We start from the raw sequence: 22,210 nt of genomic DNA on the forward strand, positions 1-22,210 counted from the left end.
GCACCAATGGGATTTCAATTCAACACAATAGAAGAACTCACTTTACAAGCAGAAGGCAGCGGAATCTTTTTTGCGAAAAAAGGCGCAATGATTGCCGATCAAGGTACGTTTCAATACCGCAAACGACTACTCGGTACGAACAAAGGAAATATGGTCAGTCAAGTATTTAACCATATCAGCAGGAAATTGACAGGTGAAAACCTTGAAGTGATGGAGGTCAGTGGACAAGGTACTTGTTATTTGGCTGATTCCAGCGAGCACGTGACAGTGATTAATCTTGAGCCGAGCGGTCCTTGGCAGCATGTAAGTGTAGAAAGTGAGGATTTACTTGCCTTTACTGAGGAATGTCATTACGGCGTGACACCAGTAGGCGTAGGGATTTTATCACAGAAAGGACTGTTTACATCAAAGCTCTCCTATCAAGGCCACGGGGCGCAGGTCGCCATTAAAACAAATGGAAACCCGCTCATTTTAAAAGCCCCTTGCCGTGTAGACCCTGACGCCATCGTCGCTTGGACAGGTAAAGCACCGAAGGTCAAATTAGATGTGAACTGGAAGACCCTCATCGGACAAACATCTGGTGAATCCTACTTATTTGAGTTCCAAGAACAAGACCAAATTGTCATTATCCAGCCATCTGAGCGTACATCCGGCTTACGGGTTGGTTTAGATGATAACCGTTATAAGCCTCAGAGCCAGAACTCCTCTCATGAATTCACTAATTCACAGACATCTCAGCAAGAGAATAGAGGCGGGCTTAGTGATCTGATCGGAGGCATCTTACAACCGCGAAAATAAAAGCATGTAGAAAATCTCTACATGCTTTTTCAATTCATTAATCCATTTGTTTCAATAAAGTTCTTTGTCTCTTCATTCCCGAGCTCGAAAATCATTGAGTATATCTCTTTTCTTTTTCGATCCATTTCATCATTCGGACTGTCATAATGATATTCAAGATACGGAACATGCGCTCGAAAGAAGCCTTTCCAATCTGTCATATACTGTTCATCGAAATAGTCTCTCAGCTGCAAAATTTGATCATCGTCTGCTTCTATTTGAAATTGCCAAGCCGCCGCATCTCTATGCTGAGATATCGACCCATCCTGTACGGATACATAATATGTGTGTCTCGTCATCTGATTCATCCTTTTTCCTTTAGTATGACCAGATATGAAGAAATTACGGCTTTTTGCGCAATTTATTTTTTAACATGTCCAACACATCAATAAACAACTGTGGAATGGGAATTCCGAGGGCATTGGCTGTCGAGACGATTTGGTAAGATTCATAAATAATATAGAAGATGATCGCTAAATCCTTAATCATCCCATTTGTCTTCAGCATGACATCGAAGAAATGCGCCATGGATATTAAGGAGACCGTCACTATCTTTCGAACAAGCCGTGTAGAAAAACGTTTCATTGTGAGCTGTCCTGTCAAAGATTCTCTTAGGCTTGAACAAATTAATTCAATGGCCATGAGTGTTACTAATATCATCAGTAAATATCCTGCTCCACCAAACAGAAAGCCCATCGCTGACAAACTGACTGTAAACAACGAAAAGATGCCTAAATCTTTGCTCACTTGGCATCAACATCCTTTCAGAGTGGAACTCCTTACCTCAATAGTATATGCCAGCTCCTCGCAATAGCTTGGACGACAAAAAATAAAGGCGTCGCCTTTTAAATCAGAGAGAGTGATGACAAGAAAAAAAGCCGCCTTGTGCGGCGGCTTCCATCTTTAGACTCTCACATCAATAAAGCGAGCGTCTGAATCCTTTGGTTGAACAGCTTGAGGCTGCTGCTGAACTTGATCCAGCATGACCATGGCTTGTGCTGTATTCGTAGCAAGCTGTGAATTCAACAAACTAATATTAAGTGTTTTTTGAATGCTCGCGACTTGCTGACTCATCATTCCTGCAATAGAAGACATCTTCTCCCCTCCCTTCTCTTTTCTCTTCGGCTGAAAGCCCTATGATTTCAATGGGCTGTCTGTCCCGATTCCAACAAAAAAGGAATGTCGATCTCTTCATGATCGACATTCCTTTCACATACGTATTATCCTAAAAATGCTTTAAGCATCCAGTTGTGTTTCTCAATAGATTGATGAATCGCAAGCAGCATATCACCTGTTGTTTCATCGCCAACTTCTCCAGCCAGCTCCATTCCTTGCTTTAATTCCTCAGCGATATTGGAGAAATCATCATATAGATTTTTCACCATTTGCTCCGCTGATTCATTACCTTCAGCTTCTTGAATGCTAGAAATTTCTAAGCATTCTTTCATTGTCGCAACAGGCTGTCCATTTAACGCAAGCATACGCTCAGCCAAATCATCAATGTACGTCGCTGTTTCTGTATAAAGTTCCTCAAATTTCTCATGGAGTGTAAAGAAGTCTTTTCCCTTTACGTACCAGTGATAGTTATGTAATTTTACGTAAAGCACAGTCCAATCAGCTACTTGTTTATTAACGACGTTTAATAATTTTTCAGACATGTTTATTCCTCCTTATGTAATTGCGTTTAGTATGAGAATACCCTTTTCCTATTATACTGAAACCTGCCATGAATTTCTTCTATTTTGACTGCATGAAATATATGTTAATATGGAAATAAGGAGGGAGTTAGATGCTGCTACTTGGGATTATCAGCTTTATCATTATCTCAATCGTTGTCTTTTTATCACTATGGACAACATCGAAGGCTTATGAATATAAGCATAAAGTCGATTCACCACAGGATGCTGAACCAAACCAACGTCCTAACCCGAAATAAAATGACACTTAATGATGTGAGGTTTCTTCTTCAGTAGATGAACTCTCTTTTTTCACATCACCTACATGGATATTTGTCTTTGGCATATTATGCTGCTGTTTAGCTGTCACATGGACTTGTATGATATAAAGGCCATCTTTTTTAAAGGCTGTATGCAATTCATATACACCTTTGTTCTCTTTCTTTGGCTGAATCATCTTGCTGTTATCCTTATCGCCATCTTTCCACACTTCAAATTGAACTTCGTCTGCATCATCAACAGGCGTATCACCATATGTGACAGCTGCTTTTACTATAACGCTTTCATTTTTCTCCACTTGTTCAGGTCCTGTAAGCTTCACTTCTAATAGCTCAGGTACCTCCCCTTCGCCACTATTTGCTGCAGAGTTCCCACATGCACTTAGTAACAAGAGCATCAATATCATTCCCAACATTTTTCGCATCCCGAGTTCCCCCTTCTTTTACTGACATGTCCATTTTAACAAATATCCCCTATTTTGACATCTCATGATCGAATACAAAAAAACCGGACATCATCATGTCCGGTTTATGATCGATTAACCAAATACTTTGAGAAGCTCTTCTTGATCTTGAGAAAGCCAGAAACGCATCAAACGTTTTGCACCTTCAAGGTCATGAAGCTTCGCTTGACCGCATTGCTCTTCGTTTGCAGCAGGAATCTCTGTTACCTCAACTGCATCCTTGAATGTTGCATCAAGAAGTTCAACGATTTCTTTTGGAGTTGGTGCACCACTGACCACTAAATAGTAGCCTGTCTGGCAGCCCATTGGAGAAATATCAATGATATCAAAATGGTCGTATTTCTCTGAGTGTGTTCTAATGTTAAACGCAAGTAAATGCTCTAATGTATGAATCGTATCAGGTTTCATTGCTTGTTTGTTTGGCTGACAAAAACGAATATCAAATTTATTGACTTCTCCATCTGATCCCACTTTATGAACGCCACAATGACGAACGTATGGCGCTTTTACAGCATTATGATCAAGTTCAAAGCTTTCAACTGAAGGCATAATCACCACTCCTATAATTGCAATTTCCTATATTATAACATATTTCTCCGACCAGTTTAGTTTATAAAACTTTCCTTCCTTGTCCTTTTTTCTTATACTGTGGAAGACAGACAAGGAGGAACTTCTATGAAACAAATTTTTATCGGCATCATACGCTTTTATCAAAAGTGTATTTCCCCTCTTACACCGCCTAGCTGCCGGTTTTACCCAACATGCTCAAACTACGGGCTAGAAGCGATCAAAACGCATGGCGCTTTAAAAGGCGGCTGGCTCACCATCAAACGGATTTTAAAATGTCATCCGCTCCATCCTGGCGGCATCGATCCTGTCCCGCCGAAAAAGGAAAAATAAATTATTTTTCTTCATATCCGTTGACGACTACGTCAAGCTTGCCAGTTCCTGGATCAATGACAAGACCGTGCACAGGCACATTTGATGGGAGAAGCGGGTGATTTTTCACAACGGACACACTGTCCTTCACGCTCTCTTCAACCGAACTAAAGCTTTTGAGCCACTGTTTAAAATCGATTCCTGAGTATTCCAGTACTTCAATACGTTTTTCTGGGATACCACGCTCAATGGCTTTGTTTAAAATTGTTTGGCTGTCTATTTTGCTCATACCGCAATCATGATGCCCAATGACATAAACCTCGTCAGCATTTAATTCATAAACAGCCACTAAAATGCTTCGCATAATACTTCCAAATGGATGAGACACAAGAGCACCAGCACTTTTAACGATCTTGATATCTCCATTTCTCATGTTCATTGCACGTGGAAGCAACTCGACAAGTCTTGTATCCATACATGACAGAATGACAGCTTTTTTCTGTGGAAACTTCGTTGTTGTAAATTCTTCGTATTTCTTTTCTTCAATAAATTGTTGATTATATTCGATGATTTCTTCTAAAAGTTTCATACGTTGTCCATTCCTTTATCTTTTTTTAAAAATAAATATAGCACAATGTGAGAAATTTCGTCACGTTTTGCAGCGCATTTTTTTAAAAGGAAACATCTGCTGTTGAAAATTTTTTATTTTCCTCTTTTCAAATCGTAATTATTACGATACAATAACTCAGGACATTAAATCGTAATCATTTCTATCTAATAGATTGAGAGGAGACATTTTTCACATGAAAAAAATCTTTTATATGTTAGCAGCTGCTTTATTTGCGATCGGTCTTGCCGCTTGCTCAAGCAGTGCGGGGACAAATGCTTCAAAAGGGAAAGCAGACGGAAAACTAACCGTTTACACCACAATTTTCCCGATTCAAGATTTCACTGAAAAAATTGGTGGTTCTCATGTTCATGCGCAAAGCGTGTACCCTGCCAATGCAGATGCACACAGCTTTGAACCAAGTTCAAAAACGATGGTTGAAATGGCTGAAGGAGACGCCTTCATCTACAGCGGCACAGGCGCTGAAGCATTCGCTGACAAAACCGCTTCTACGTTAAAAGACCAAGGCGTGAAAACAGTCAAAGCAGCCGAAGGCATCAAATTGTTATCGACAAAAGAAGAGCATTCACATGAAGAAGGCGAAGACCATGATCACGATCATGAAGGGGAAGATCATGACCATGATGGACACGATCACGGAGATAAAGATCCTCATGCATGGTTAGACCCTGTTTATGCACAGCAAATGGCAAAAAACATTAAAGATACACTCGTTTCATTAGATCCAGATCATAAAGACGAATACACAAAAAACTATGAAAAACTAAAAAAGGATTTGCAATCGCTAGATCAAGAGTTCAACACAACGTTATCTAAAGCAAAACATAAAGAAATCCTTGTTTCCCACGCAGCCTACGGTTATTGGGAAAAACGCTACGGCATTGAACAAATCAGTGTATTAGGGTTATCCGCTTCTGAAGAGCCTTCACAAAAGCAGCTCGAAAGCATTGTACAAAAAGCTGAAAAGCATCACATTCAATATGTGATTTTTGAAAACAACGTCAGCAGCAAAGTCTCAGATACGATCCGCAGTGAAATTGGGGCAAAAAGCCTCACACTTAAAAATCTAGAATCTATTACTGAAGATGATGCCAAAAATGGCGAAAGCTACGTCAGCTTAATGAAACAAAATCTAAAGACCTTAAAAACCGCTTTAAATGATTAATTGTTAAAATCCCGGATGATTATTCGGGGGTTTTTTGCTGTAAAAAAAGCACACCATTGTAGGGTGTGCTTTTTATATTACATTTGATACTTTTTCTTAAACAACTCGGCTCTTCCGCCTTTTTCTCCGAACTTTTGGCGTCCTGTATAAAAAGGATGCGTATCAGAGCTTGTTTCTACTTTAATGACAGGATACGTTTTCCCATCTTCCCATTCTACTGTCTCATTGGATGACTTTGTCGATTTACTCAAAAAGCGGTAACCGCTGTTTACGTCCATAAATACAACTTCATGTGAGGTTGGATGAATATCTCTTTTCAATGTCAAAACTCCTTTCGTTATCAAAACGTAATTATTACGTTTTATATTTATATTCTACTCCCTCTCTTACAACTTGTCAAAAATCAAGCTTTCTTAGTCAGGAAGAATAATCTAAAAATGGTGGAGAATAATAACATCATGAAAAAGAGAAGCGATAAGAAAGGCGGAGAAAAAAATTGACTGATCTCGTTTTAGCTAGAAGCCTGTTCGGCACAACCATGGGCTTTCACATTATTTATGCCTCGCTTGGTGTCGGCATCCCGCTAATGATTTTGTTAGCTGAACTCATCTTCCAAAAAACGAAGGACCCTCACTATGCTGTCATGGCGAAACGGTGGACGAAAGCGCAGGCTGTCTTGTTAGGTGTCGCCATTCCAACAGGCACGATTGCTGGTACCCAGCTCGCTCTTCTATGGCCAGGTTTTATGGAGGTCATCGGAAAGGTCATGTCACTGCCATTTCAGATTGAAATTTATGCGTTCTTTATTGAAGCATTATTTATGTCTATTTATGTGTACGCAGCGGATCGCCTATCACCTGCTATGCGCATCATTACTGTTATTTTTGTCGTGATTGGTGCAGCCGCTTCAGCGATTCTGATCACAAACGTACATGCGTTTGAAGGTACTCCTGCTGGCTTTCAAATGGTCAATGGAGAAATTACGAATATCGAGCCCTGGAAGGCCTTTTTCAATCCAAGCTTTGTCGTAACTGCGACACATGTCGTGCTGTCTGCTTTTACAACAGGTGCTTTTGTGATTGCATCAGTGGCAGCTTTTAAAATGCTTAAAACAAGAAAGAATGAGAAACTCTATACGTTTCATCGAAAAGCCCTTTTTCTTGGACTTATTGTAGGCGGCCTCTTCTCATTTCTTACGGCCATAAATGGTCATGAGTCTGCTCAGCTTCTGTATGAATATCAGCCAGAAAAATTAGCTGGTGCTGAAGGTTTATTTGAAACACAATCACATGCGCCGCTCGCAATAGGTGGTTTTACTGATGCTGATTCAAAGGAAATTAAAGGAGCAATTGAAATCCCTTGGGCGCTTAGCTTTCTGGCAGGAAATAGCTTTGATACGGTGGTCAAAGGCTTAAATGATTTCCCTCGTGACGAGTGGCCGCCTTTATTTATTCACACGTTATTTAACGGCATGGTCATTATTGGCTCAGTTCTCATTTTGTTTGCGGTGTTAGCACTGCTTTACCGTAAAATTTTAAAACGCGAGCATTATCCGAAGTGGCTCCTTTTTCTTTACTTATTCGGCGGGCCCCTTAGTCTTTTGGCCATTGAGTTCGGCTGGATCTTTGCATGTACAGGCCGTCAGCCATGGGTCATTTATCGAATGCTCAAAACCTCAGAGGTCGTCACATCATCAGGCTCGATCGGTACGCTCTTTATCCTTTTTGCCATTGTCTATCTCATCTTAGGCATAGCAACTGTGATTGTGCTGACGTACTACTTTAGAAAACATTCGATTGAAGAAGACCTACGGTTAACAGAATCTTAAAAAGGAGCGATCAAGATGCAAATGGATGTGACAACTGATGCACTCATTGCAATCACCATCTTATGGGGGTTCGTTTTTATCTATGCAGTGATGGCATCAATGGATTTCGGCGCAGGATTTTGGTCCATGATTTATATGAATAAAGAACAAACAAAGGCCGCTAATATCGCAAATAAGTACCTTTCTCCAACATGGGAAGTAACTAACGTATTCATTGTGGCAATTGTTGTCGCATTGTTTAGTATGTTTCCAGGTGCGACCTTTGTCCTTGGTACTGTTTTATTAATACCCGGCAGCATTATATTATTGCTTCTTGCACTGCGAAGCGGGTTTCTCGTGTTTTCTCATTCTCTTCCTAAAAAATACAGAAAAGCAGTGACTTACATTTCAGGGATTAGCGGCTTTATCATTCCATCGATCCTGATCATGGTTCTTCCGATTACTCATGGTGGATTTATCTTTGAGGAGAACAACAACTACTCATTAGATCTTGGACTGGTCTTTACAAGTGCAAATGTCTATTCTTTTGTCGGCTTTGCCATTTTCAGCACCCTTTTTCTTTCGTCATTGCTTTTAGCTGATTTCTCGAATGTGGCTGATGAAGATGAAGCTTACAGCATTTATAGAAGAGGAGCGCTCATTACGGGTCCGCTTTCACTCATGATGGCCTTTTTCATCATGCTGACATTAAGAAGCGAGGCAAATTGGCTGTTCACAAAAATGATGCAGAACATCCCTATTCTTCTTGTATCACTCCTGATGTTTTTGCTAGCAGGGCTGGCTCTATTTTTACCAAATAGTCGGTTTAAGCATAGAAAAGGCCGGCCTCGTTTAGCTGTCATTGCGATTACCATTCAATATTTTTTAGCAAGCTATGTGTACGGACGTGCCCATTTGCCTTATATGGCCTATCCGGATATTACAATCATGTCTGGATTTACAGACCCTGTGACATTTAGAGCATTATTTATCACGTATATTGTAGGTTTTATCATCTTATTCCCTGGGTTCTATTTCTTCTGGAAATTGTTTATGAAGGATAAGCGCTATATTCGCCAGGAAGATTAACGTGAATGGATGAGGTTCATTTCGGTTACATTATAGAAGAAAGACATACTCAAAAGGAGGTCATCTGTATGAGTCAAAAAATCCTTTGTGAAGTCAATAACTGTTCCTATTGGAATGCTGGAAACCGCTGTGGGGCAGATGCAATCTATGTCGTCAGCCACACAGGAAATACGGCTGAAAAAAGTGAAGAAACGGATTGTAAAACGTTTAAACCACAAGATCTTTAAGTCTCATTTAAGGAGGCGCTTCGCATTGAAACACGATCGGCTGCTTCAAACGTTTTTTTATGAAATTCACGACGCGGACGAAGCCGCATTTTATCAGGCTGCTCACTCCTTTTTAAACCTTTGGGATTATGAATATGGCCATGCAGCAGACATGCCCAGTGAAATGAATCACTATATTGGACAGCTTGCTTATGACAGCGAACTGGTAGAAGAGTAAGAAAGAGCGGGTCACCGCTCTTTCTTTTTAGTTGAGACAGGAAGGAAAAACTTTCTCTCACTATATATAGATTTTATTGGATGTGCAAAAGGTGAATACCTCATTTTCACATCACAAAATCATGTTTTGTAAAGACGTCAATTTTATCTGAAAAGGAACGAAGCGCTTGATAATCCACTTCTACGCCCATTCCTGGGGAACGAGGCACCTCAATAAAACCATTTTCAACCTTGATTTCAGGATAAATGATATCCTGCTCCCAATATTTTGACGAAGCGGAAATATCACCCGGAATTGTAAATTGCGGAAGCGAAGCAAGTGCCACGTTCTGTGCGCGAGAAATGCCTGTTTCAATCATTCCTCCGCACCATAACGGAATTTGATGCTCCTTACTGAATGTATGGATTTTGAGGGCTTCTGTCAGCCCTCCAACTCGTGAAGGCTTCACATTAATAATTTGACAGCTGCCAAGCTCTACAGCTTTTCTAGCATCATCTAAGGAACAAATACTTTCATCCAAACATATCGGTGTTTTTAAATGCTTTTGCAAATGGCGATGATCGACGATATCATCTGCAGCTAATGGCTGTTCAATCATTAATAAACGAATGTCATCGAGCTGTTTGAGCTTGCTAATATCCTTTAATTCATAAGCAGAGTTTGCATCCGCCATTAGTGGAAGGTGAGGGAAAGACTCTCTAATTTTTTTAAGGAGTCCGATATCCTGCCCCGGCTTAATTTTCACCTTCACCCGCTGATAACCTTGGTCCACAAATTGCTGTATTTGCTTCAGCATGTCATCAATGGGTCCTAACCCCGCCACAACACCAGAAGGTATTCTATCCTTGGTGCCGCCTAATACATCTCGTAACGACTTATTCTCACGCTTCGCATAAATATCCCAAACAGCCGCTTCAATTCCCGCTTTCGCCATCCTATTACCTTTAAATTGGTACAGGCTGTCTGGTATTTCTGAAGGGTGTGTAAAGGTGCGTGTCAGCACATTTGGTATAAAAAAAGCTCTCAGCATATGGTAACAAGTCTCAATGGTTTCTTCTGTATACCACGGAGAAGAAAAGGCTGACACCTCTCCCCATCCAGTCAATCCCGTTTGATCTTTTACCTCGACAATAATAAACTCACGCTCTGAGATGGTCCCAAGACTTGTGGTAAATGGCTGCTTGAGCTTCATCGTGACATGATATAAAATCACTCGTTCAATTTGAATCATCTAAAAACCCCTTTGACTTGAGTCTGTGCCTCTGCAATTTATTTGACGCATTTCTTGGCAGCTCGTCCACAAAGTGAAAAGCGGCAGGCCATTTATATTTTGCTAGATGCGACTCACATAAAGCATAGAGCTCGTTCTCTGGTATTTTATGGTCTGTGACAAGAAAGGCAGCTGGTACCTCTCCCCATCTATCATCATACATACCCGTCACTCCGGCTTCCTTTACATGCGGATGTGTTAACAGGATCGCTTCAATTTCAGCAGGATAAATATTCTCACCGCCAGAAATAATTAAATCTGAACGGCGGTCAAGCACAAATAAAAATCCTTCCTCATCCACATAGCCGATATCACCCGTTTTCAGCCAGCCTTGATCAAAAGCAGCCGCGGTCGCCTCTTCGCGGTAAAGGTACCCTTTCATGACATTTGCCCCTTTCACCATAATTTCGCCATGCTCAAAAGGACGACAAATGCGTGTACCATCTTGAATTTTCAGCTCACATCCAAAAAGGGGTTTTCCCGCTGATCCAAGCTTCTCTACACTAAATTCAGGCGCAAGGGTCACAATTTGTGAACAGGTTTCTGTCATGCCGTACGATTGAAACACAGGGAAGCCTTTCTCTTTGCTTTCTTGCAGCATCGCAAAAGGCGCAGGTCCTCCGCCTAATAACAGACAGCGCAAAGAAGACGGACATTCTTCCAGCCTGCTTAATAAACGGGATAACATCGTTTGAACAACAGATATCATCGTCACACGATGCTGTTCAATCGAACCCTTTACTTCATCGACATCAAACTTTTGATGAAGTACGACAGTCATCCCATAAATCACAGACTTAAATAAAGCGGATAACCCGCTAATATGAAAAAGAGGCAGTGCAATAAGCCAGCGGTCATCCTCTCTGAGGCCCATATTGAGTGCAGAGGAAACAGCACTATAAAAATGATTACCAAACGTTTGCTCGACCCCTTTTGGTTGTCCTGTTGTGCCAGACGTATACATGATCGTTGCTGTTTCATTCAAATCAAATTCGCTTTCGATTTTCTTTCCATTGTCGTGACCTGCTTCTAGTAAAGTCTCCATTGTATAAACGGGTAGATCACCCTTATGATCACTTGCATATACAGGTTCAGTAAATAAAGCGGCTGCTTTTGCATCTTCAAGTTGATAGCGCCTTTCAGCTTTTGTTAACTTATTGTTCAATAGCACGATTTTGAATCCTAATAAAAAACAAGCATGAACAAGCATCACCATTTGAGGCTGGTTGTTCATCAAAAGCCCGACCGTTTCCCCTTTTTTTAATGATGCTTGTGCAAGTCTATTTGAAAGCTCATTGACTTCATCAGCTAAATCGCGAAATGTCCACTGTTTATCCTGATAAATGAGTGCGACTCTTTCTGGTGTTAAATAAGCACGGTGCAGCAGCCAATTCGGTTGCTTCATCATGACACCTCCTTTTTGTAAAAGAAAACAGCTTAGTCTGATGCACTAAGCTGTTTTTCATCGCTATGATTGAATCAAGGGAAACGCGGGAACTGACCGAAGTCCGGCTTGCGTTTTTCCTTAAAGGAATCGCGTCCTTCTTTTGCTTCATCTGTTGTGTAATAAAGAAGTGTCGCATCTCCTGCAAATTGTTGAATTCCAGCTAATCCATCCGTATCTGCATTAAATGCAGCCTTCAAGAATCGTAAAGCAGTCGGGCTCTTTTCTAGCATCTCCTCGCACCACTTCACTGTTTCCTCTTCAAGCTGCTCTAATGGTACAACAGTATTAACAAGTCCCATATCAAGCGCTTCTTGTGCATTGTATTGACGGCATAAGTACCAGATTTCTCTCGCTTTCTTATGACCAACAATACGTGCAAGGTAGCCTGAGCCATAACCAGCATCAAAGCTGCCTACTTTTGGACCAGTTTGTCCAAAAATCGCATTATCTGCTGCAATTGTCAGGTCACATACAATATGAAGAACGTGTCCGCCGCCGATTGCATAACCAGCAACCATCGCAACAACAGGTTTTGGAATCACACGAATTAAACGCTGTAAGTCGAGTACATTTAGACGCGGAATTTGATCGTCTCCTACATAACCGCCATGACCGCGTACTTTTTGATCTCCACCAGAACAGAATGCTTTGCCGCCAGCACCTGCAAGTACGATCACACCAACATTCGAATTATCACGAGCACGTGAAAATGCATCAATCAATTCACTCACAGTCTTTGGTGTAAACGCGTTATGTACATGTGGACGATTAATCGTGATCTTTGCAATCCCATTGCATGTTTCATATAAAATTTCGTCATATTGACGCTCAGTTTGCCATTCAATAGCCATCAATAGTTCCTCCTCTAATCTTGCGTAATAAACTCACTTACTATTTTACCAAAAAAATGTGGTTGTTCCACATGAACTGTATGCCCAGCCTGCTCAACCAATATGAATTGACTGCCTTCAAGCTCCTGCTGCATACGTGTGGCGATCTTGCAGAACTTTTCATCAAGCGCTCCGCACATCAACAAAACAGGTAAATTCATATGCTTTAAAGCCTTCCAAACAGAGGGCTGCGAACCTGTTCCTATGCCTTCTAAGCTGCGGGCCAGTCCAAGTGGATTGGCTTTTAGCCTTTCCTCTCGTAGTTGAGCCTGCGTGTCAGCTGATAAAGTTTTCTGCGAAGCAAACAGTGGAATACTCTCCCAAAAATCCACAAACTTCACTAAACCTTCATGTCTCATTTTCTGAGCCAGCTGATGATCATGTTTGAGTCTTGCCATCCGCTCTTTAAACGTGCGAAGCCCTGGAGAGGTACTCTCTAGAATCAACTTGTTGACTCGCTCTGAATAACGAGAGGCAAATGATAAAGCAATACGTCCTCCCATAGAATATCCGAGAATATTCACTTTGTGAAGCTTTAATTGGTTTAAAATCTCTGCAAGATCTGCTAGCTGATGCGACATCGCATATCTTCTTATACTTTCTGGTGAGTCCGTGCGGCCATGTCCAAGCAGGCTGACTTGAATCAATCTTGTATTTCCCATATAAGCATTCAAGAATGTCCAAGAAGCCGCGCTTCCAGTGAAGCCGTGTAAGCATAGCGTGGCATTCTCACCTGATGGATTCTGATCCACCACCTCGTACGCCACACCATCACGCATCCGTATTATGAAAGAAGACATTCTTTTTTCACTTCTTCCAATATGTCATCCATCATTTGACGATGCTTGCTTACACGAGAATGCCGATCTGTTTCAATTTCAATTAAATGAAGTCCAGGCTCTTCTATATGCACCTTGTAGACATCATGTAATTCTTGTTTCGTTGACGGTTTCGAATAGGTTCCCCCATACAACTTCGAAGCATACTCAAAATTCAGTCCAGTCGGTGTACCAAAGAGTTTTTCATAATACGGTTCCTCAGACGCCTGCGGAAGGAAAGAAAAGATGCCTCCTCCGTCATTGTTTAACAACACAACCGTCAGTGGAATGTCCATTAACTTCGCTGCAAGGAGACCATTCATATCATGGTAAAATGATAAATCTCCAATCACTAAGGTGACCGGCTGTTTCAAAGCTGCATACGTGCCAAGTGCTGTAGACACAACACCATCAATACCATTTGCTCCTCGATTCGCCATCATTCGAAAAGGCTTCGATTGCGCTTCAAAAAATGTATCCACATCACGAATCGGCATACTATTCCCGATAAAAAGGACACTCTCCTTCGGCAAAAGATGCTGAAGCTGACGGTACACATTCCCCTCAAATGACAGATCCTCATCAGAATAATGGGAAGCATGCGTTCTGAATGATGAATTTGCATCCTGCCAGCGCTTTAGAAAACTTGTATCCTCACGTTGATCCGATCTATTGACTACTTCATCTACAAAAGCTGCCACATCACTTTCAAAGACATATGAAGCACTCAGCCCAGGATCTCGAAAACCTCCGGCAGCATCAACAACAATCTGATTCACTTCCGCATGTTTTTCCAGCCACTTGAATAAAGGCTTAGACACAGGCATCGGTCCAAAACGAATGACCATATCCGGCAATAGGTGCTGCTGCAATGCTTCATCTTTCAATAAAGAATCATACGCATCAATAATAAGATCTGTATGCTCATGACCATTTCGCAAATGAGAAAGCGGGTCCGCTAAAATCGGCATATGCAAGGCTTTTGAAAGACGTAATACTGCCTCTTTCTCTTCCTCCGTATGAAGCTCGCCACACACAATCAGTCCCTTTTTGGAACGGTTCATAACCGTCACAATTTCAGATATCGCATCTTCATTTGGGAAAGCCTGTCCTGTAGCTAATACTTTTTTCCGGTCTGTTTCTTCTCGCTCGAAAGGATCAATAGACAAATCAGGAAGCAATGGTTCTCTCAGAGGGACATTGATTTGTACAGGTCCCTTCGGCTCTTGCATCGACATATGATTTGCTCTTGCCGCAGCCGTCTGAACATAGCGTAACATCGTCTGACTTTCTTCTGGCAATGCTAAGTCTGTGAACCATTTAACAAACTTACCGAATAAGAATTGCTGATCAATCGCTTGAGGTGCTCCAACTTCCCTCAATTCGTGCGGCCGATCAGCAGTTAAAACAATAAGTGGGACACGGGAATAATGTGCCTCTACAATGGCTGGGTAAAAGTTAGCTGCTGCTGTACCTGACGTACAAATAAGCAGCACTGGTGTTTGACTTGCTTTTGCAAGACCAAGCGCATAAAAAGCAGCAGACCGTTCATCCACTAATACATGGACATTGATGTCTTGGTGGGCTAGAGCCAGCATTGCAAGCGGGGTCGAACGAGAACCTGGACAGACAACTGCCTCTTGTACGCCACCTTGGACAAATTCATCCATCAATCTGCCAATATATGTTGTCATGATTTGATTATTCAATAGGACGACCTCCAAGGGCAGATAGCATTGGTCTTAATTTCACTTGCGTTTCCTCGTACTCCTGCTTTGCAAGGGAATCCTCTACAATGCCGCAGCCAGCGAACAAACGAACATGGTCTTCCTCAATAAGACCTGACCGAATGGCAACAGCAAATTCTCCATTATCCTGAGAGTCAATCCACCCTACCGGCGCTGCGTACCAGCCACGTTTCAACGGTTCGATTTCACGAATGACCTCAACCGCCTTTTCCTTCGGATATCCGCCTAATGCTGGCGTCGGATGGAGCTGTTCAATTAATGAAAAGAGAGAACAGCTGCTTTTAATTTCTCCTACAATCGGTGTAAACAAATGCTGAATGTTTTTTGTTTTATAAAGACTAGGTTGATTTGGTTTGTGCACGCGAAGGCAATTGGCCTCAAATGCTTGCTCAATCATATTGACAACAATTTGATGTTCAATCAAATTCTTCTCATCATGCAGCAGCTCCTCGCCTAATGCTCGATCTTCCGTTTCATCTTTTCCACGAACAATCGAACCTGCTAAACAAGATGAAAAGACCTCTCCGCCGCTTTTTTTCACTAAGCGTTCCGGCGTAGCTCCGACAAATGCTTGTCTCCCCTGTTCAACCGCAAATACATAACTCGTTGTTTGATGCTTTAATAATTCTGATAACAGTGGAGCGAGTTCAATTTGATTTTTATAGTGAAGCAAGACTTCTCTTGCTAAAACAACCTTTTCATATTCGTTTGCACGAATGTGGTCTGTCGCTTCTCGGATCGCCTTCATCCATTCCTTCACATCTCGTTCTTCCATATGAACAAGTTCAGCTTGTCCACCATGTCTGAGGGGTAATGTTTCGTAATGAGAGGCTTTTTGTTCTAATTCTTGAATGAGCTGATGAACATTCCCGTCCACCTGCTTCCATTCATTGATCGTCAGAAACGTGCCTTCTTTCGAGACAGTAAGCATCATCGATGGCACAAAAAAATGAGCCTCGCCAAAAGCTTCCCAGTGACGCGCCTTCTCTTCATACGGATCAAATGAGAATCCTCCAAATAAAAGCGGACCAACAGCCGCTTGCCTTAACTCCTTCTCATCATGAAAATGGAACATGTGCTGCTTCAGCTGTTCCCATTCTTGATGGACTGTATCAAATCGTTCCTTGCCTTGCTCAGATGATTTAATAACGGCCGCTCTGCCAAGTCCAGAAAATATCATTTGGCTTTCTGGATCAGACCAAAAAAACCGCTCGCCTAAAAAATCCGCTTCGCCGCTTTGGAAAAAGGCAAGAGGATCCAGATCGTCAACTCTTCTGGAGTAGCTTATCAAAACAGCATGGTTGACGTTATTCGCTTCTTCTAATGTCGCAAGCGCTTCCTGCCGGAAAGTACTTTGCACTGTTGTCACCATGATACATTCCTCCAAAATCCATGAAATAACATAAAAAAATAAAACCATAATGAAAAAATACGTGAACATTCGAGTATGTCGAATGACCTGCTTTTCTATTATAAACCTTAACAGATGAACTTAGTAAAGAAAACAGCTTTTTAAACCTCGAATCCTTATTATATCACGCTTTCTAGATTTTTTCGCTGCTGCTTCTTGAAACGAGAGCATCTATAAGAAAAATGGAAAGTCTTGTTCTAAGATCAAGCTTTCTCTCGATATGGCAACGATTAGCAAACATCTTTTTCAGGTTTCATCGCATCAATATATTGACACCTTTTTGAACTTTGCTAAACTGGAATTTGGACGTGTACGTATTTTTTTATTTAAAGGAGTATATTTTATGCAGCATCAATCGATATCAGATCAGCTTTCACCAATTAAGCCTGATAAGAACTGGCGGATTTGGTGGAATTTACTACGACCGCATACATTAACAGCAGCATTTATTCCCGTTACTTTAGGAACTGTTCTAGCACTTCCAAGTGGTCAAATACATGTTGGGCTATTTTTAGCTATGCTGTTTGCATCTATGTTTATCCAAATCGCAACGAACATGTTTAATGAGTACTTTGATTATGTTCGCGGATTGGACAACGAGAAATCTGTCGGCATCGGCGGCGCCATTGTCAGAAATGGTGTGAAACCTAAAACCGTTCTCAGCCTTGCTTATGCACTATTTGCGCTTTCTTTACTACTAGGGGTGTACATTTGCATGATGTCTAGCTGGTGGATTGCACTGATAGGACTCATATGTATGGCAGCAGGCTATTTCTATACAGGCGGTCCTGTTCCTATTGCATATACACCGTTTGGAGAAGTTGTGTCAGGTGCTTTTATGGGACTAGGAATTATCCTGATCAGTTTCTATATTCAAACAGGCACACTGACGTCTAAAGCTGTTCTCGTCTCATTACCAATTTCTATTTTAGTTGGTGCCATCTTACTATCGAACAATATCCGCGATTTAGACGGCGATAAAGAAAATGGACGAAAAACACTTGCTATTCTTGCTGGGCGAAAGGCTGCTGTGAACATTTTACTTTCCATGTTTTTGATCTCTTATGTACTTATTTTTGTTTATATCTTCACAGATATTGTCGGCCTTTGGAGTCTTCTTGTTTTACTCAGTGTCCCAAAAGCATATACAGCTATCAAAGAATTTAAGCAAAAAGAAAAACCAATTGAATTAATGAATGCCATGAAATCTACAGCTCAAACCAATACATTTTTCGGTTTTCTGCTGACAATCGCTTTGATCTTACAATACTATATCGCGTAACAAAGAACGCCTGCAGCCGCAGGCGTTTTTTCATGAGGAATTGCTTCAATTTGGAACTAGTCTTACAGACAAAATTGCTCATACTAATATTATGTTTGATATGAAAGGATGATCGCTTTGTTGTCTAAAGACGAATTACATCATTTGAAGCAGCGACTTCTCGATGAAAAGCACGAACTCGAAGCCAAAAGCCATGACGATGAACAAAAAGTATCATTTCCTTATGATTCGGTCGGAGACCTGTCAGCCTATGATAATCACCCAGGTGATCAAGGGACAGAGCTGTTCGAACGCGGGAAAGATATTGCGTTAAACAGTTTGGAACATGAACATCTGTTAGACGTTAATGAAGCACTTCAAGCCATCACAGACGGCTCTTATGGGCTATGCAAGGTCTGTAAATCCCCTATCCCAAAGGAACGCTTAGAGGCCTTACCTAGTGCCGTCACATGCACAGAGCATTCAAAAGAACAAACCGTTTCACAAAACCGTCCGATTGAAGAGGATTTATTAAGTCCGCCATCAGGGCAATTCGAAAATGAAGAAAGTGCAGCCTATGATGGAGAAGATGCATATCAAGACGTAGAACGCTACGGAAACTCTGATACTCCGTCCGATATGGAAATTCCTCCATTGACATACGATGATGTGTATACACAATCAGAAGATGAAGATTATGTCGAAGACTATGAAGGATTCGCAGCTGCTGATATTGAGGGCAAAGCAAGCAAAGTATATCCAAATAAAGCCCACGAAGCCTATGAAGAGGCATTGGATGACGAAGGCGTCATGACCGTATTTGGTGACTTGAAGCCGTACGAAGAAGAACCTTATACAGAAGAAAATCATTAGTCCCCTCATAATGGGGGCTTAATGTTTATATCATGTAATGATTGGGAAATCACTTTAAGAGTGAATTTGATTGGAGGAGATTCTTAATGGCGAGAAAAAGTATCATTTGGGCAGTGGTTGTCTTCTTTATTACATACGCATTATTCTCTATTGCCGGATTCTTGTTTCCGATTGACAGAGAGTGGTATGATGCATTAAATAAACCGGAATGGACACCGAGTGGTGGAGTAATTGGTGCTGTGTGGGCTGTCTTATTTGCTCTCATCTCGTTGTCCGCAGCGATCATTTATGGAAAATATGGATTTCAAAAAATCACTTTACCCTTTTGGATTCTTTTTCTTTTAAATTACGTATTTAATCAAGCCTTTAGTTTTTTTCAATTTACACAAAAAGATCTATTTGCCGCTACGATCGACTGCCTGCTTGTAGCGCTGACAGCACTTGCTCTTGTTATCGTCTCGCGTAAACTAAGCAAAGTCGTTCCAATTTTACTAATTCCTTATGTCTTATGGGGCTTCTTTGCAACATACTTGTCTTATACGATCTATTCCATGAACATGTAAAAAAAGACCGCTATAATGGCGGTCTTTCTTTTTTGAAGAAAATAAAAAAGAGATCTTTGACAAGACCTCTTTCTAAACATGACCCGTACGGGATTCGAACCCGTGTTACCGCCGTGAAAGGGCGGTGTCTTAACCGCTTGACCAACGGGCCAGATAAATGGCGGAGAAGGAGGGATTTGAACCCTCGCGCCGCTCGCGCGACCTACACCCTTAGCAGGGGCGCCTCTTCAGCCACTTGAGTACTTCTCCATTTGGCTCCGCAGGTAGGACTCGAACCTACGACCGATCGGTTAACAGCCGATAGCTCTACCACTGAGCTACTGCGGAATATCATGGTGGGCCTGAGTGGACTCGAACCACCGACCTCACGCTTATCAGGCGTGCGCTCTAACCAGCTGAGCTACAGGCCCATGATTGGATATACAAATGGAGCGGGTGATGGGAATCGAACCCACGACATCAGCTTGGAAGGCTGAGGTTTTACCACTAAACTACACCCGCAAATATATGTATGGGGCGATTGATGGGAATCGAACCCACGAGTGCCAGAGCCACAATCTGGTGCGTTAACCACTTCGCCACAACCGCCATACTATCAATATTTTTTTATAAAAGTGGCTCGGGACGGAATCGAACCGCCGACACACGGATTTTCAGTCCGTTGCTCTACCAACTGAGCTACCGAGCCAAGTATTCATTTTAAAAATGGCGGTCCGGACGGGACTCGAACCCGCGACCTCCTGCGTGACAGGCAGGCATTCTAACCAACTGAACTACCGGACCATTTTGGTTGCACTCAATGAGCACTACCCATGGTATTATAAAATAATTTGGTTGCGGGGGCAGGATTTGAACCTGCGACCTTCGGGTTATGAGCCCGACGAGCTACCGAACTGCTCCACCCCGCGATGATATAAGTTTTTAAAAAATATGGCGGAGGAAGAGGGATTCGAACCCCCGCGGGCTTTGACACCCCTGTCGGTTTTCAAGACCGATCCCTTCAGCCGGACTTGGGTATTCCTCCGTATAGATGGTGGACCTTGTAGGACTCGAACCTACGACCGGACGGTTATGAGCCGTCTGCTCTAACCAACTGAGCTAAAGGTCCTTTATAGCGGCGGAGGGGATCGAACCCCCGACCTCACGGGTATGAACCGTACGCTCTAGCCAGCTGAGCTACACCGCCATGATCAAAATAATCTTTTAAAAGTGGAGCCTAGCGGGATCGAACCGCTGACCTCCTGCGTGCAAGGCAGGCGCTCTCCCAGCTGAGCTAAGGCCCCATAAAAGATGGTCGGGAAGACAGGATTCGAACCTGCGACCCCTTGGTCCCAAACCAAGTGCTCTACCAAGCTGAGCTACTTCCCGATCTTAATGGCGCGCCCGAGAGGAGTCGAACCCCTAACCTTTTGATCCGTAGTCAAACGCTCTATCCAATTGAGCTACGGGCGCTTATTGTATAATGCCGAGGGCCGGACTTGAACCGGCACGGTAGTCACCTACCGCAGGATTTTAAGTCCTGTGTGTCTGCCAATTCCACCACCCCGGCGTGGATGGTATAAGCGGAAGACGGGATTCGAACCCGCGACCCCCACCTTGGCAAGGTGGTGTTCTACCACTGAACTACTTCCGCATTACAGGATTTCTTTATTTTATTTGGCAATGCGGGTGAAGGGACTTGAACCCCCACGTCATAAAGACACTAGATCCTAAGTCTAGCGCGTCTGCCAATTCCGCCACACCCGCATGAAACATGGTGAGCCATGAAGGACTCGAACCTTCGACCCTCTGATTAAAAGTCAGATGCTCTACCAACTGAGCTAATGGCTCGCTTTAAAAGCGACTTGTCTATCTTACCATATGAAACTGGTGCCGGCAAGAGGACTTGAACCCCCAACCTACTGATTACAAGTCAGTTGCTCTACCAGTTGAGCTACACCGGCTTTATCTATCCTAACATTATGTAAGAATAAATATGGTGGAGGATGACGGGCTCGAACCGCCGACCCTCTGCTTGTAAGGCAGATGCTCTCCCAGCTGAGCTAATCCTCCACTATGTAGGAATCTCTCGATCCGACAAAGATTATTATATACAGGTTTTCATCATTTGTAAAGGCTATATTAAAAAAATTTTATTTCAATTTTCCTTACGTATTTCTTTTAACAAATGACCTTTATTTCCTCTATTCAAACAGCGTCATCTAACGTTCATCACTTAAACTTCTCCACTCTATATTCTCTTTAAAAACGGGCAATTCCTTTATAAATATGAACATCTCACATTAGATACAGTATGTCCGAAATAGAATTATCTACTAATAACGATACAGAGCTCTTCTATCATCTATTAATCTAACTCTCTACTAGGTTTAACTGAAACGCTCGATCTCTTTTGTTTTAATGTGTTTCACATGCTTGTATATGAGTTAGAGTGTCGAAACGTTCATCAAACAAGTGCAATCAGCAGCATATTTTCTCAAGAAGCACAAAAAAGACCAGTTCCGTATGGAACTGATCCTTAGAAAAGCTTGGCGGCGTCCTACTCTCACAGGGGGAGACCCCCAACTACCATCGGCGCTGAAGAGCTTAACTTCCGTGTTCGGTATGGGAACGGGTGTGACCTCTTCGCTATCGCCACCAAACCTGATGGAGAGAATGTTCT

Annotated in this window: 25 protein-coding genes, 21 tRNA genes and 1 rRNA gene; 11 read left to right on the forward strand and 36 right to left on the reverse strand. The window is 42.1% G+C overall.

Annotated features, from left to right (window positions below; translation table 11 throughout):
• Positions 1–6: 6 nt before the first annotated feature.
• Positions 7–798, forward strand: coding sequence for an AIM24 family protein (locus tag NSS78_RS13975; RefSeq protein WP_003217675.1), 792 nt, complete (start codon positions 7–9; stop codon positions 796–798).
• Positions 799–827: 29 nt separating this feature from the next.
• On the opposite strand, the gene NSS78_RS13980 is transcribed toward NSS78_RS13975, so the two are convergent.
• From NSS78_RS13980 to NSS78_RS13995, 4 genes are all read right to left on the reverse strand, one after another.
• On the reverse strand, positions 828–1,136 hold the full coding sequence (locus NSS78_RS13980) for a hypothetical protein (protein ID WP_003217683.1): 309 nt from the start codon (positions 1,134–1,136) through the stop codon (positions 828–830).
• A gap of 43 nt (positions 1,137–1,179) precedes the next feature.
• Positions 1,180–1,584, reverse strand: a complete 405-nt coding sequence (locus NSS78_RS13985; protein WP_003217754.1) for a phage holin family protein — start codon at positions 1,582–1,584, stop codon at positions 1,180–1,182.
• A gap of 156 nt (positions 1,585–1,740) precedes the next feature.
• The gene (locus tag NSS78_RS13990) at positions 1,741–1,932 is read right to left on the reverse strand and encodes a hypothetical protein (protein WP_003217712.1); all 192 of its coding nucleotides are present in this window, start codon (positions 1,930–1,932) and stop codon (positions 1,741–1,743) included.
• 125 nt (positions 1,933–2,057) lie between these two features.
• Entirely contained in the window at positions 2,058–2,495 is a 438-nt protein-coding gene (locus NSS78_RS13995; protein WP_003217576.1) for a Dps family protein, read from the reverse strand.
• A 131-nt stretch (positions 2,496–2,626) separates the two neighbouring features.
• On the opposite strand from NSS78_RS13995, the gene ytzI reads away from it, so the two are divergent.
• The gene (ytzI, locus tag NSS78_RS14000; RefSeq protein ID WP_003217544.1) at positions 2,627–2,773 is read left to right on the forward strand and encodes a YtzI protein; all 147 of its coding nucleotides are present in this window, start codon (positions 2,627–2,629) and stop codon (positions 2,771–2,773) included.
• 8 nt (positions 2,774–2,781) lie between these two features.
• Here ytzI and NSS78_RS14005 read toward each other — a convergent pair whose 3' ends face one another.
• Together NSS78_RS14005 and NSS78_RS14010 are read right to left on the reverse strand one after the other, a co-directional pair.
• A complete protein-coding gene (locus NSS78_RS14005) occupies positions 2,782–3,216 on the reverse strand; it encodes a FixH family protein (RefSeq protein ID WP_003217735.1) in 435 nt (144 codons plus the stop codon).
• A gap of 114 nt (positions 3,217–3,330) precedes the next feature.
• Positions 3,331–3,804 carry an S-ribosylhomocysteine lyase gene (locus NSS78_RS14010; RefSeq protein WP_003217624.1) on the reverse strand — a complete coding sequence of 158 codons (474 nt, stop codon included), beginning with the start codon at positions 3,802–3,804 and terminating at the stop codon, positions 3,331–3,333.
• A 126-nt stretch (positions 3,805–3,930) separates the two neighbouring features.
• Here NSS78_RS14010 and yidD point away from each other — a divergent pair, with 126 nt between their 5' ends.
• The gene (gene yidD, locus NSS78_RS14015; protein ID WP_003217666.1) at positions 3,931–4,155 is read left to right on the forward strand and encodes a membrane protein insertion efficiency factor YidD; all 225 of its coding nucleotides are present in this window, start codon (positions 3,931–3,933) and stop codon (positions 4,153–4,155) included.
• 1 nt (position 4,156) lies between these two features.
• Here yidD and NSS78_RS14020 read toward each other — a convergent pair whose 3' ends face one another.
• Positions 4,157–4,723 (reverse strand): carbonic anhydrase, encoded by a 567-nt coding sequence (locus NSS78_RS14020; RefSeq protein WP_212046436.1) that lies wholly within the window; start codon positions 4,721–4,723, stop codon positions 4,157–4,159.
• Positions 4,724–4,937: 214 nt separating this feature from the next.
• Between NSS78_RS14020 and NSS78_RS14025 the strand changes: the two genes are divergently transcribed.
• Entirely contained in the window at positions 4,938–5,927 is a 990-nt protein-coding gene (locus tag NSS78_RS14025; RefSeq protein ID WP_212046437.1) for a zinc ABC transporter substrate-binding protein, read from the forward strand.
• A 77-nt stretch (positions 5,928–6,004) separates the two neighbouring features.
• On the opposite strand, the gene NSS78_RS14030 is transcribed toward NSS78_RS14025, so the two are convergent.
• Complete coding sequence (locus tag NSS78_RS14030) at positions 6,005–6,247, reverse strand: type B 50S ribosomal protein L31 (RefSeq protein ID WP_003217579.1); 243 nt, start codon at positions 6,245–6,247, stop codon at positions 6,005–6,007.
• A gap of 176 nt (positions 6,248–6,423) precedes the next feature.
• On the opposite strand from NSS78_RS14030, the gene NSS78_RS14035 reads away from it, so the two are divergent.
• The 4 genes from NSS78_RS14035 to NSS78_RS14050 all read left to right on the forward strand — a co-directional run bounded on the left by NSS78_RS14035 (position 6,424) and on the right by NSS78_RS14050 (position 9,267).
• Positions 6,424–7,755: a cytochrome ubiquinol oxidase subunit I gene (locus tag NSS78_RS14035; protein ID WP_003217550.1), complete on the forward strand. Its 1,332-nt coding sequence runs from the start codon at positions 6,424–6,426 to the stop codon at positions 7,753–7,755.
• Between the two features lie 21 nt (positions 7,756–7,776).
• Positions 7,777–8,823, forward strand: a complete 1,047-nt coding sequence (locus NSS78_RS14040) for a cytochrome d ubiquinol oxidase subunit II (RefSeq protein WP_170966031.1) — start codon at positions 7,777–7,779, stop codon at positions 8,821–8,823.
• Positions 8,824–8,891: 68 nt separating this feature from the next.
• On the forward strand, positions 8,892–9,050 hold the full coding sequence (locus tag NSS78_RS14045; RefSeq protein WP_008360682.1) for a DUF1540 domain-containing protein: 159 nt from the start codon (positions 8,892–8,894) through the stop codon (positions 9,048–9,050).
• Positions 9,051–9,075: 25 nt separating this feature from the next.
• A complete protein-coding gene (locus tag NSS78_RS14050) occupies positions 9,076–9,267 on the forward strand; it encodes a hypothetical protein (protein WP_050943488.1) in 192 nt (63 codons plus the stop codon).
• Positions 9,268–9,373: 106 nt separating this feature from the next.
• On the opposite strand, the gene menC is transcribed toward NSS78_RS14050, so the two are convergent.
• The 6 genes from menC to NSS78_RS14080 form a co-directional block, all read right to left on the reverse strand.
• Positions 9,374–10,498 (reverse strand): o-succinylbenzoate synthase, encoded by a 1,125-nt coding sequence (gene menC, locus NSS78_RS14055; RefSeq protein ID WP_050943486.1) that lies wholly within the window; start codon positions 10,496–10,498, stop codon positions 9,374–9,376.
• A complete protein-coding gene (locus tag NSS78_RS14060) occupies positions 10,485–11,945 on the reverse strand; it encodes an o-succinylbenzoate--CoA ligase (RefSeq protein ID WP_327840742.1) in 1,461 nt (486 codons plus the stop codon). The genes menC and NSS78_RS14060 overlap by 14 nt, the downstream gene beginning before the upstream one ends.
• Positions 11,946–12,016: 71 nt before the next feature.
• Complete coding sequence (gene menB / locus NSS78_RS14065; protein ID WP_003217719.1) at positions 12,017–12,835, reverse strand: 1,4-dihydroxy-2-naphthoyl-CoA synthase; 819 nt, start codon at positions 12,833–12,835, stop codon at positions 12,017–12,019.
• A gap of 14 nt (positions 12,836–12,849) precedes the next feature.
• Positions 12,850–13,674, reverse strand: a complete 825-nt coding sequence (gene menH, locus NSS78_RS14070; protein WP_137055398.1) for a 2-succinyl-6-hydroxy-2,4-cyclohexadiene-1-carboxylate synthase — start codon at positions 13,672–13,674, stop codon at positions 12,850–12,852.
• A complete protein-coding gene (menD, locus tag NSS78_RS14075) occupies positions 13,659–15,401 on the reverse strand; it encodes a 2-succinyl-5-enolpyruvyl-6-hydroxy-3-cyclohexene-1-carboxylic-acid synthase (protein ID WP_327840739.1) in 1,743 nt (580 codons plus the stop codon). Before menD ends, menH begins: the two co-directional genes overlap by 16 nt.
• Positions 15,394–16,812: an isochorismate synthase MenF gene (locus NSS78_RS14080; protein WP_212046439.1), complete on the reverse strand. Its 1,419-nt coding sequence runs from the start codon at positions 16,810–16,812 to the stop codon at positions 15,394–15,396. The genes menD and NSS78_RS14080 overlap by 8 nt, the downstream gene beginning before the upstream one ends.
• Positions 16,813–17,194: 382 nt before the next feature.
• Here NSS78_RS14080 and NSS78_RS14085 point away from each other — a divergent pair, with 382 nt between their 5' ends.
• From NSS78_RS14085 to NSS78_RS14095, 3 genes are all read left to right on the forward strand, one after another.
• On the forward strand, positions 17,195–18,133 hold the full coding sequence (locus NSS78_RS14085; RefSeq protein WP_003217744.1) for a 1,4-dihydroxy-2-naphthoate polyprenyltransferase: 939 nt from the start codon (positions 17,195–17,197) through the stop codon (positions 18,131–18,133).
• A 117-nt stretch (positions 18,134–18,250) separates the two neighbouring features.
• Positions 18,251–18,985 (forward strand): TraR/DksA C4-type zinc finger protein, encoded by a 735-nt coding sequence (locus NSS78_RS14090; RefSeq protein WP_137055400.1) that lies wholly within the window; start codon positions 18,251–18,253, stop codon positions 18,983–18,985.
• 86 nt (positions 18,986–19,071) lie between these two features.
• Entirely contained in the window at positions 19,072–19,548 is a 477-nt protein-coding gene (locus tag NSS78_RS14095) for a tryptophan-rich sensory protein (protein ID WP_034620862.1), read from the forward strand.
• A 79-nt stretch (positions 19,549–19,627) separates the two neighbouring features.
• Here NSS78_RS14095 and NSS78_RS14100 read toward each other — a convergent pair.
• The 22 genes from NSS78_RS14100 to rrf all read right to left on the reverse strand — a co-directional run bounded on the left by NSS78_RS14100 (position 19,628) and on the right by rrf (position 22,190).
• Positions 19,628–19,699 (reverse strand) — tRNA-Glu (locus NSS78_RS14100).
• 7 nt (positions 19,700–19,706) lie between these two features.
• Positions 19,707–19,797, reverse strand: a tRNA-Ser gene (locus tag NSS78_RS14105).
• Between the two features lie 3 nt (positions 19,798–19,800).
• Positions 19,801–19,875, reverse strand: a tRNA-Asn gene (locus tag NSS78_RS14110).
• 6 nt (positions 19,876–19,881) lie between these two features.
• Positions 19,882–19,958 (reverse strand) — tRNA-Ile (locus NSS78_RS14115).
• Between the two features lie 17 nt (positions 19,959–19,975).
• Positions 19,976–20,049: transfer RNA gene (locus NSS78_RS14120), tRNA-Gly, on the reverse strand.
• Positions 20,050–20,060: 11 nt separating this feature from the next.
• Positions 20,061–20,136: transfer RNA gene (locus NSS78_RS14125), tRNA-His, on the reverse strand.
• A gap of 27 nt (positions 20,137–20,163) precedes the next feature.
• A tRNA-Phe gene (locus tag NSS78_RS14130) sits at positions 20,164–20,236 on the reverse strand.
• 18 nt (positions 20,237–20,254) lie between these two features.
• Positions 20,255–20,331, reverse strand: a tRNA-Asp gene (locus NSS78_RS14135).
• A gap of 48 nt (positions 20,332–20,379) precedes the next feature.
• A tRNA-Met gene (locus tag NSS78_RS14140) sits at positions 20,380–20,456 on the reverse strand.
• A 23-nt stretch (positions 20,457–20,479) separates the two neighbouring features.
• Positions 20,480–20,572: transfer RNA gene (locus tag NSS78_RS14145), tRNA-Ser, on the reverse strand.
• A gap of 7 nt (positions 20,573–20,579) precedes the next feature.
• Positions 20,580–20,656, reverse strand: a tRNA-Ile gene (locus NSS78_RS14150).
• 4 nt (positions 20,657–20,660) lie between these two features.
• Positions 20,661–20,734: transfer RNA gene (locus NSS78_RS14155), tRNA-Met, on the reverse strand.
• Between the two features lie 24 nt (positions 20,735–20,758).
• Positions 20,759–20,831, reverse strand: a tRNA-Ala gene (locus NSS78_RS14160).
• An 8-nt stretch (positions 20,832–20,839) separates the two neighbouring features.
• Positions 20,840–20,916: transfer RNA gene (locus NSS78_RS14165), tRNA-Pro, on the reverse strand.
• Between the two features lie 7 nt (positions 20,917–20,923).
• Positions 20,924–21,000: transfer RNA gene (locus NSS78_RS14170), tRNA-Arg, on the reverse strand.
• Positions 21,001–21,011: 11 nt separating this feature from the next.
• Positions 21,012–21,097: transfer RNA gene (locus NSS78_RS14175), tRNA-Leu, on the reverse strand.
• Positions 21,098–21,109: 12 nt separating this feature from the next.
• Positions 21,110–21,181 (reverse strand) — tRNA-Gly (locus NSS78_RS14180).
• 30 nt (positions 21,182–21,211) lie between these two features.
• Positions 21,212–21,294 (reverse strand) — tRNA-Leu (locus NSS78_RS14185).
• A gap of 8 nt (positions 21,295–21,302) precedes the next feature.
• Positions 21,303–21,378, reverse strand: a tRNA-Lys gene (locus tag NSS78_RS14190).
• Between the two features lie 37 nt (positions 21,379–21,415).
• Positions 21,416–21,491 (reverse strand) — tRNA-Thr (locus NSS78_RS14195).
• 33 nt (positions 21,492–21,524) lie between these two features.
• Positions 21,525–21,600, reverse strand: a tRNA-Val gene (locus NSS78_RS14200).
• 474 nt (positions 21,601–22,074) lie between these two features.
• Positions 22,075–22,190 (reverse strand): 5S ribosomal RNA (gene rrf / locus NSS78_RS14205).
• Positions 22,191–22,210 lie beyond the last annotated feature (20 nt).

Source organism: Bacillus sp. FSL W8-0920 (assembly GCF_038593215.1).
Lineage (GTDB): Bacteria > Bacillota > Bacilli > Bacillales > Bacillaceae > Bacillus > Bacillus pumilus.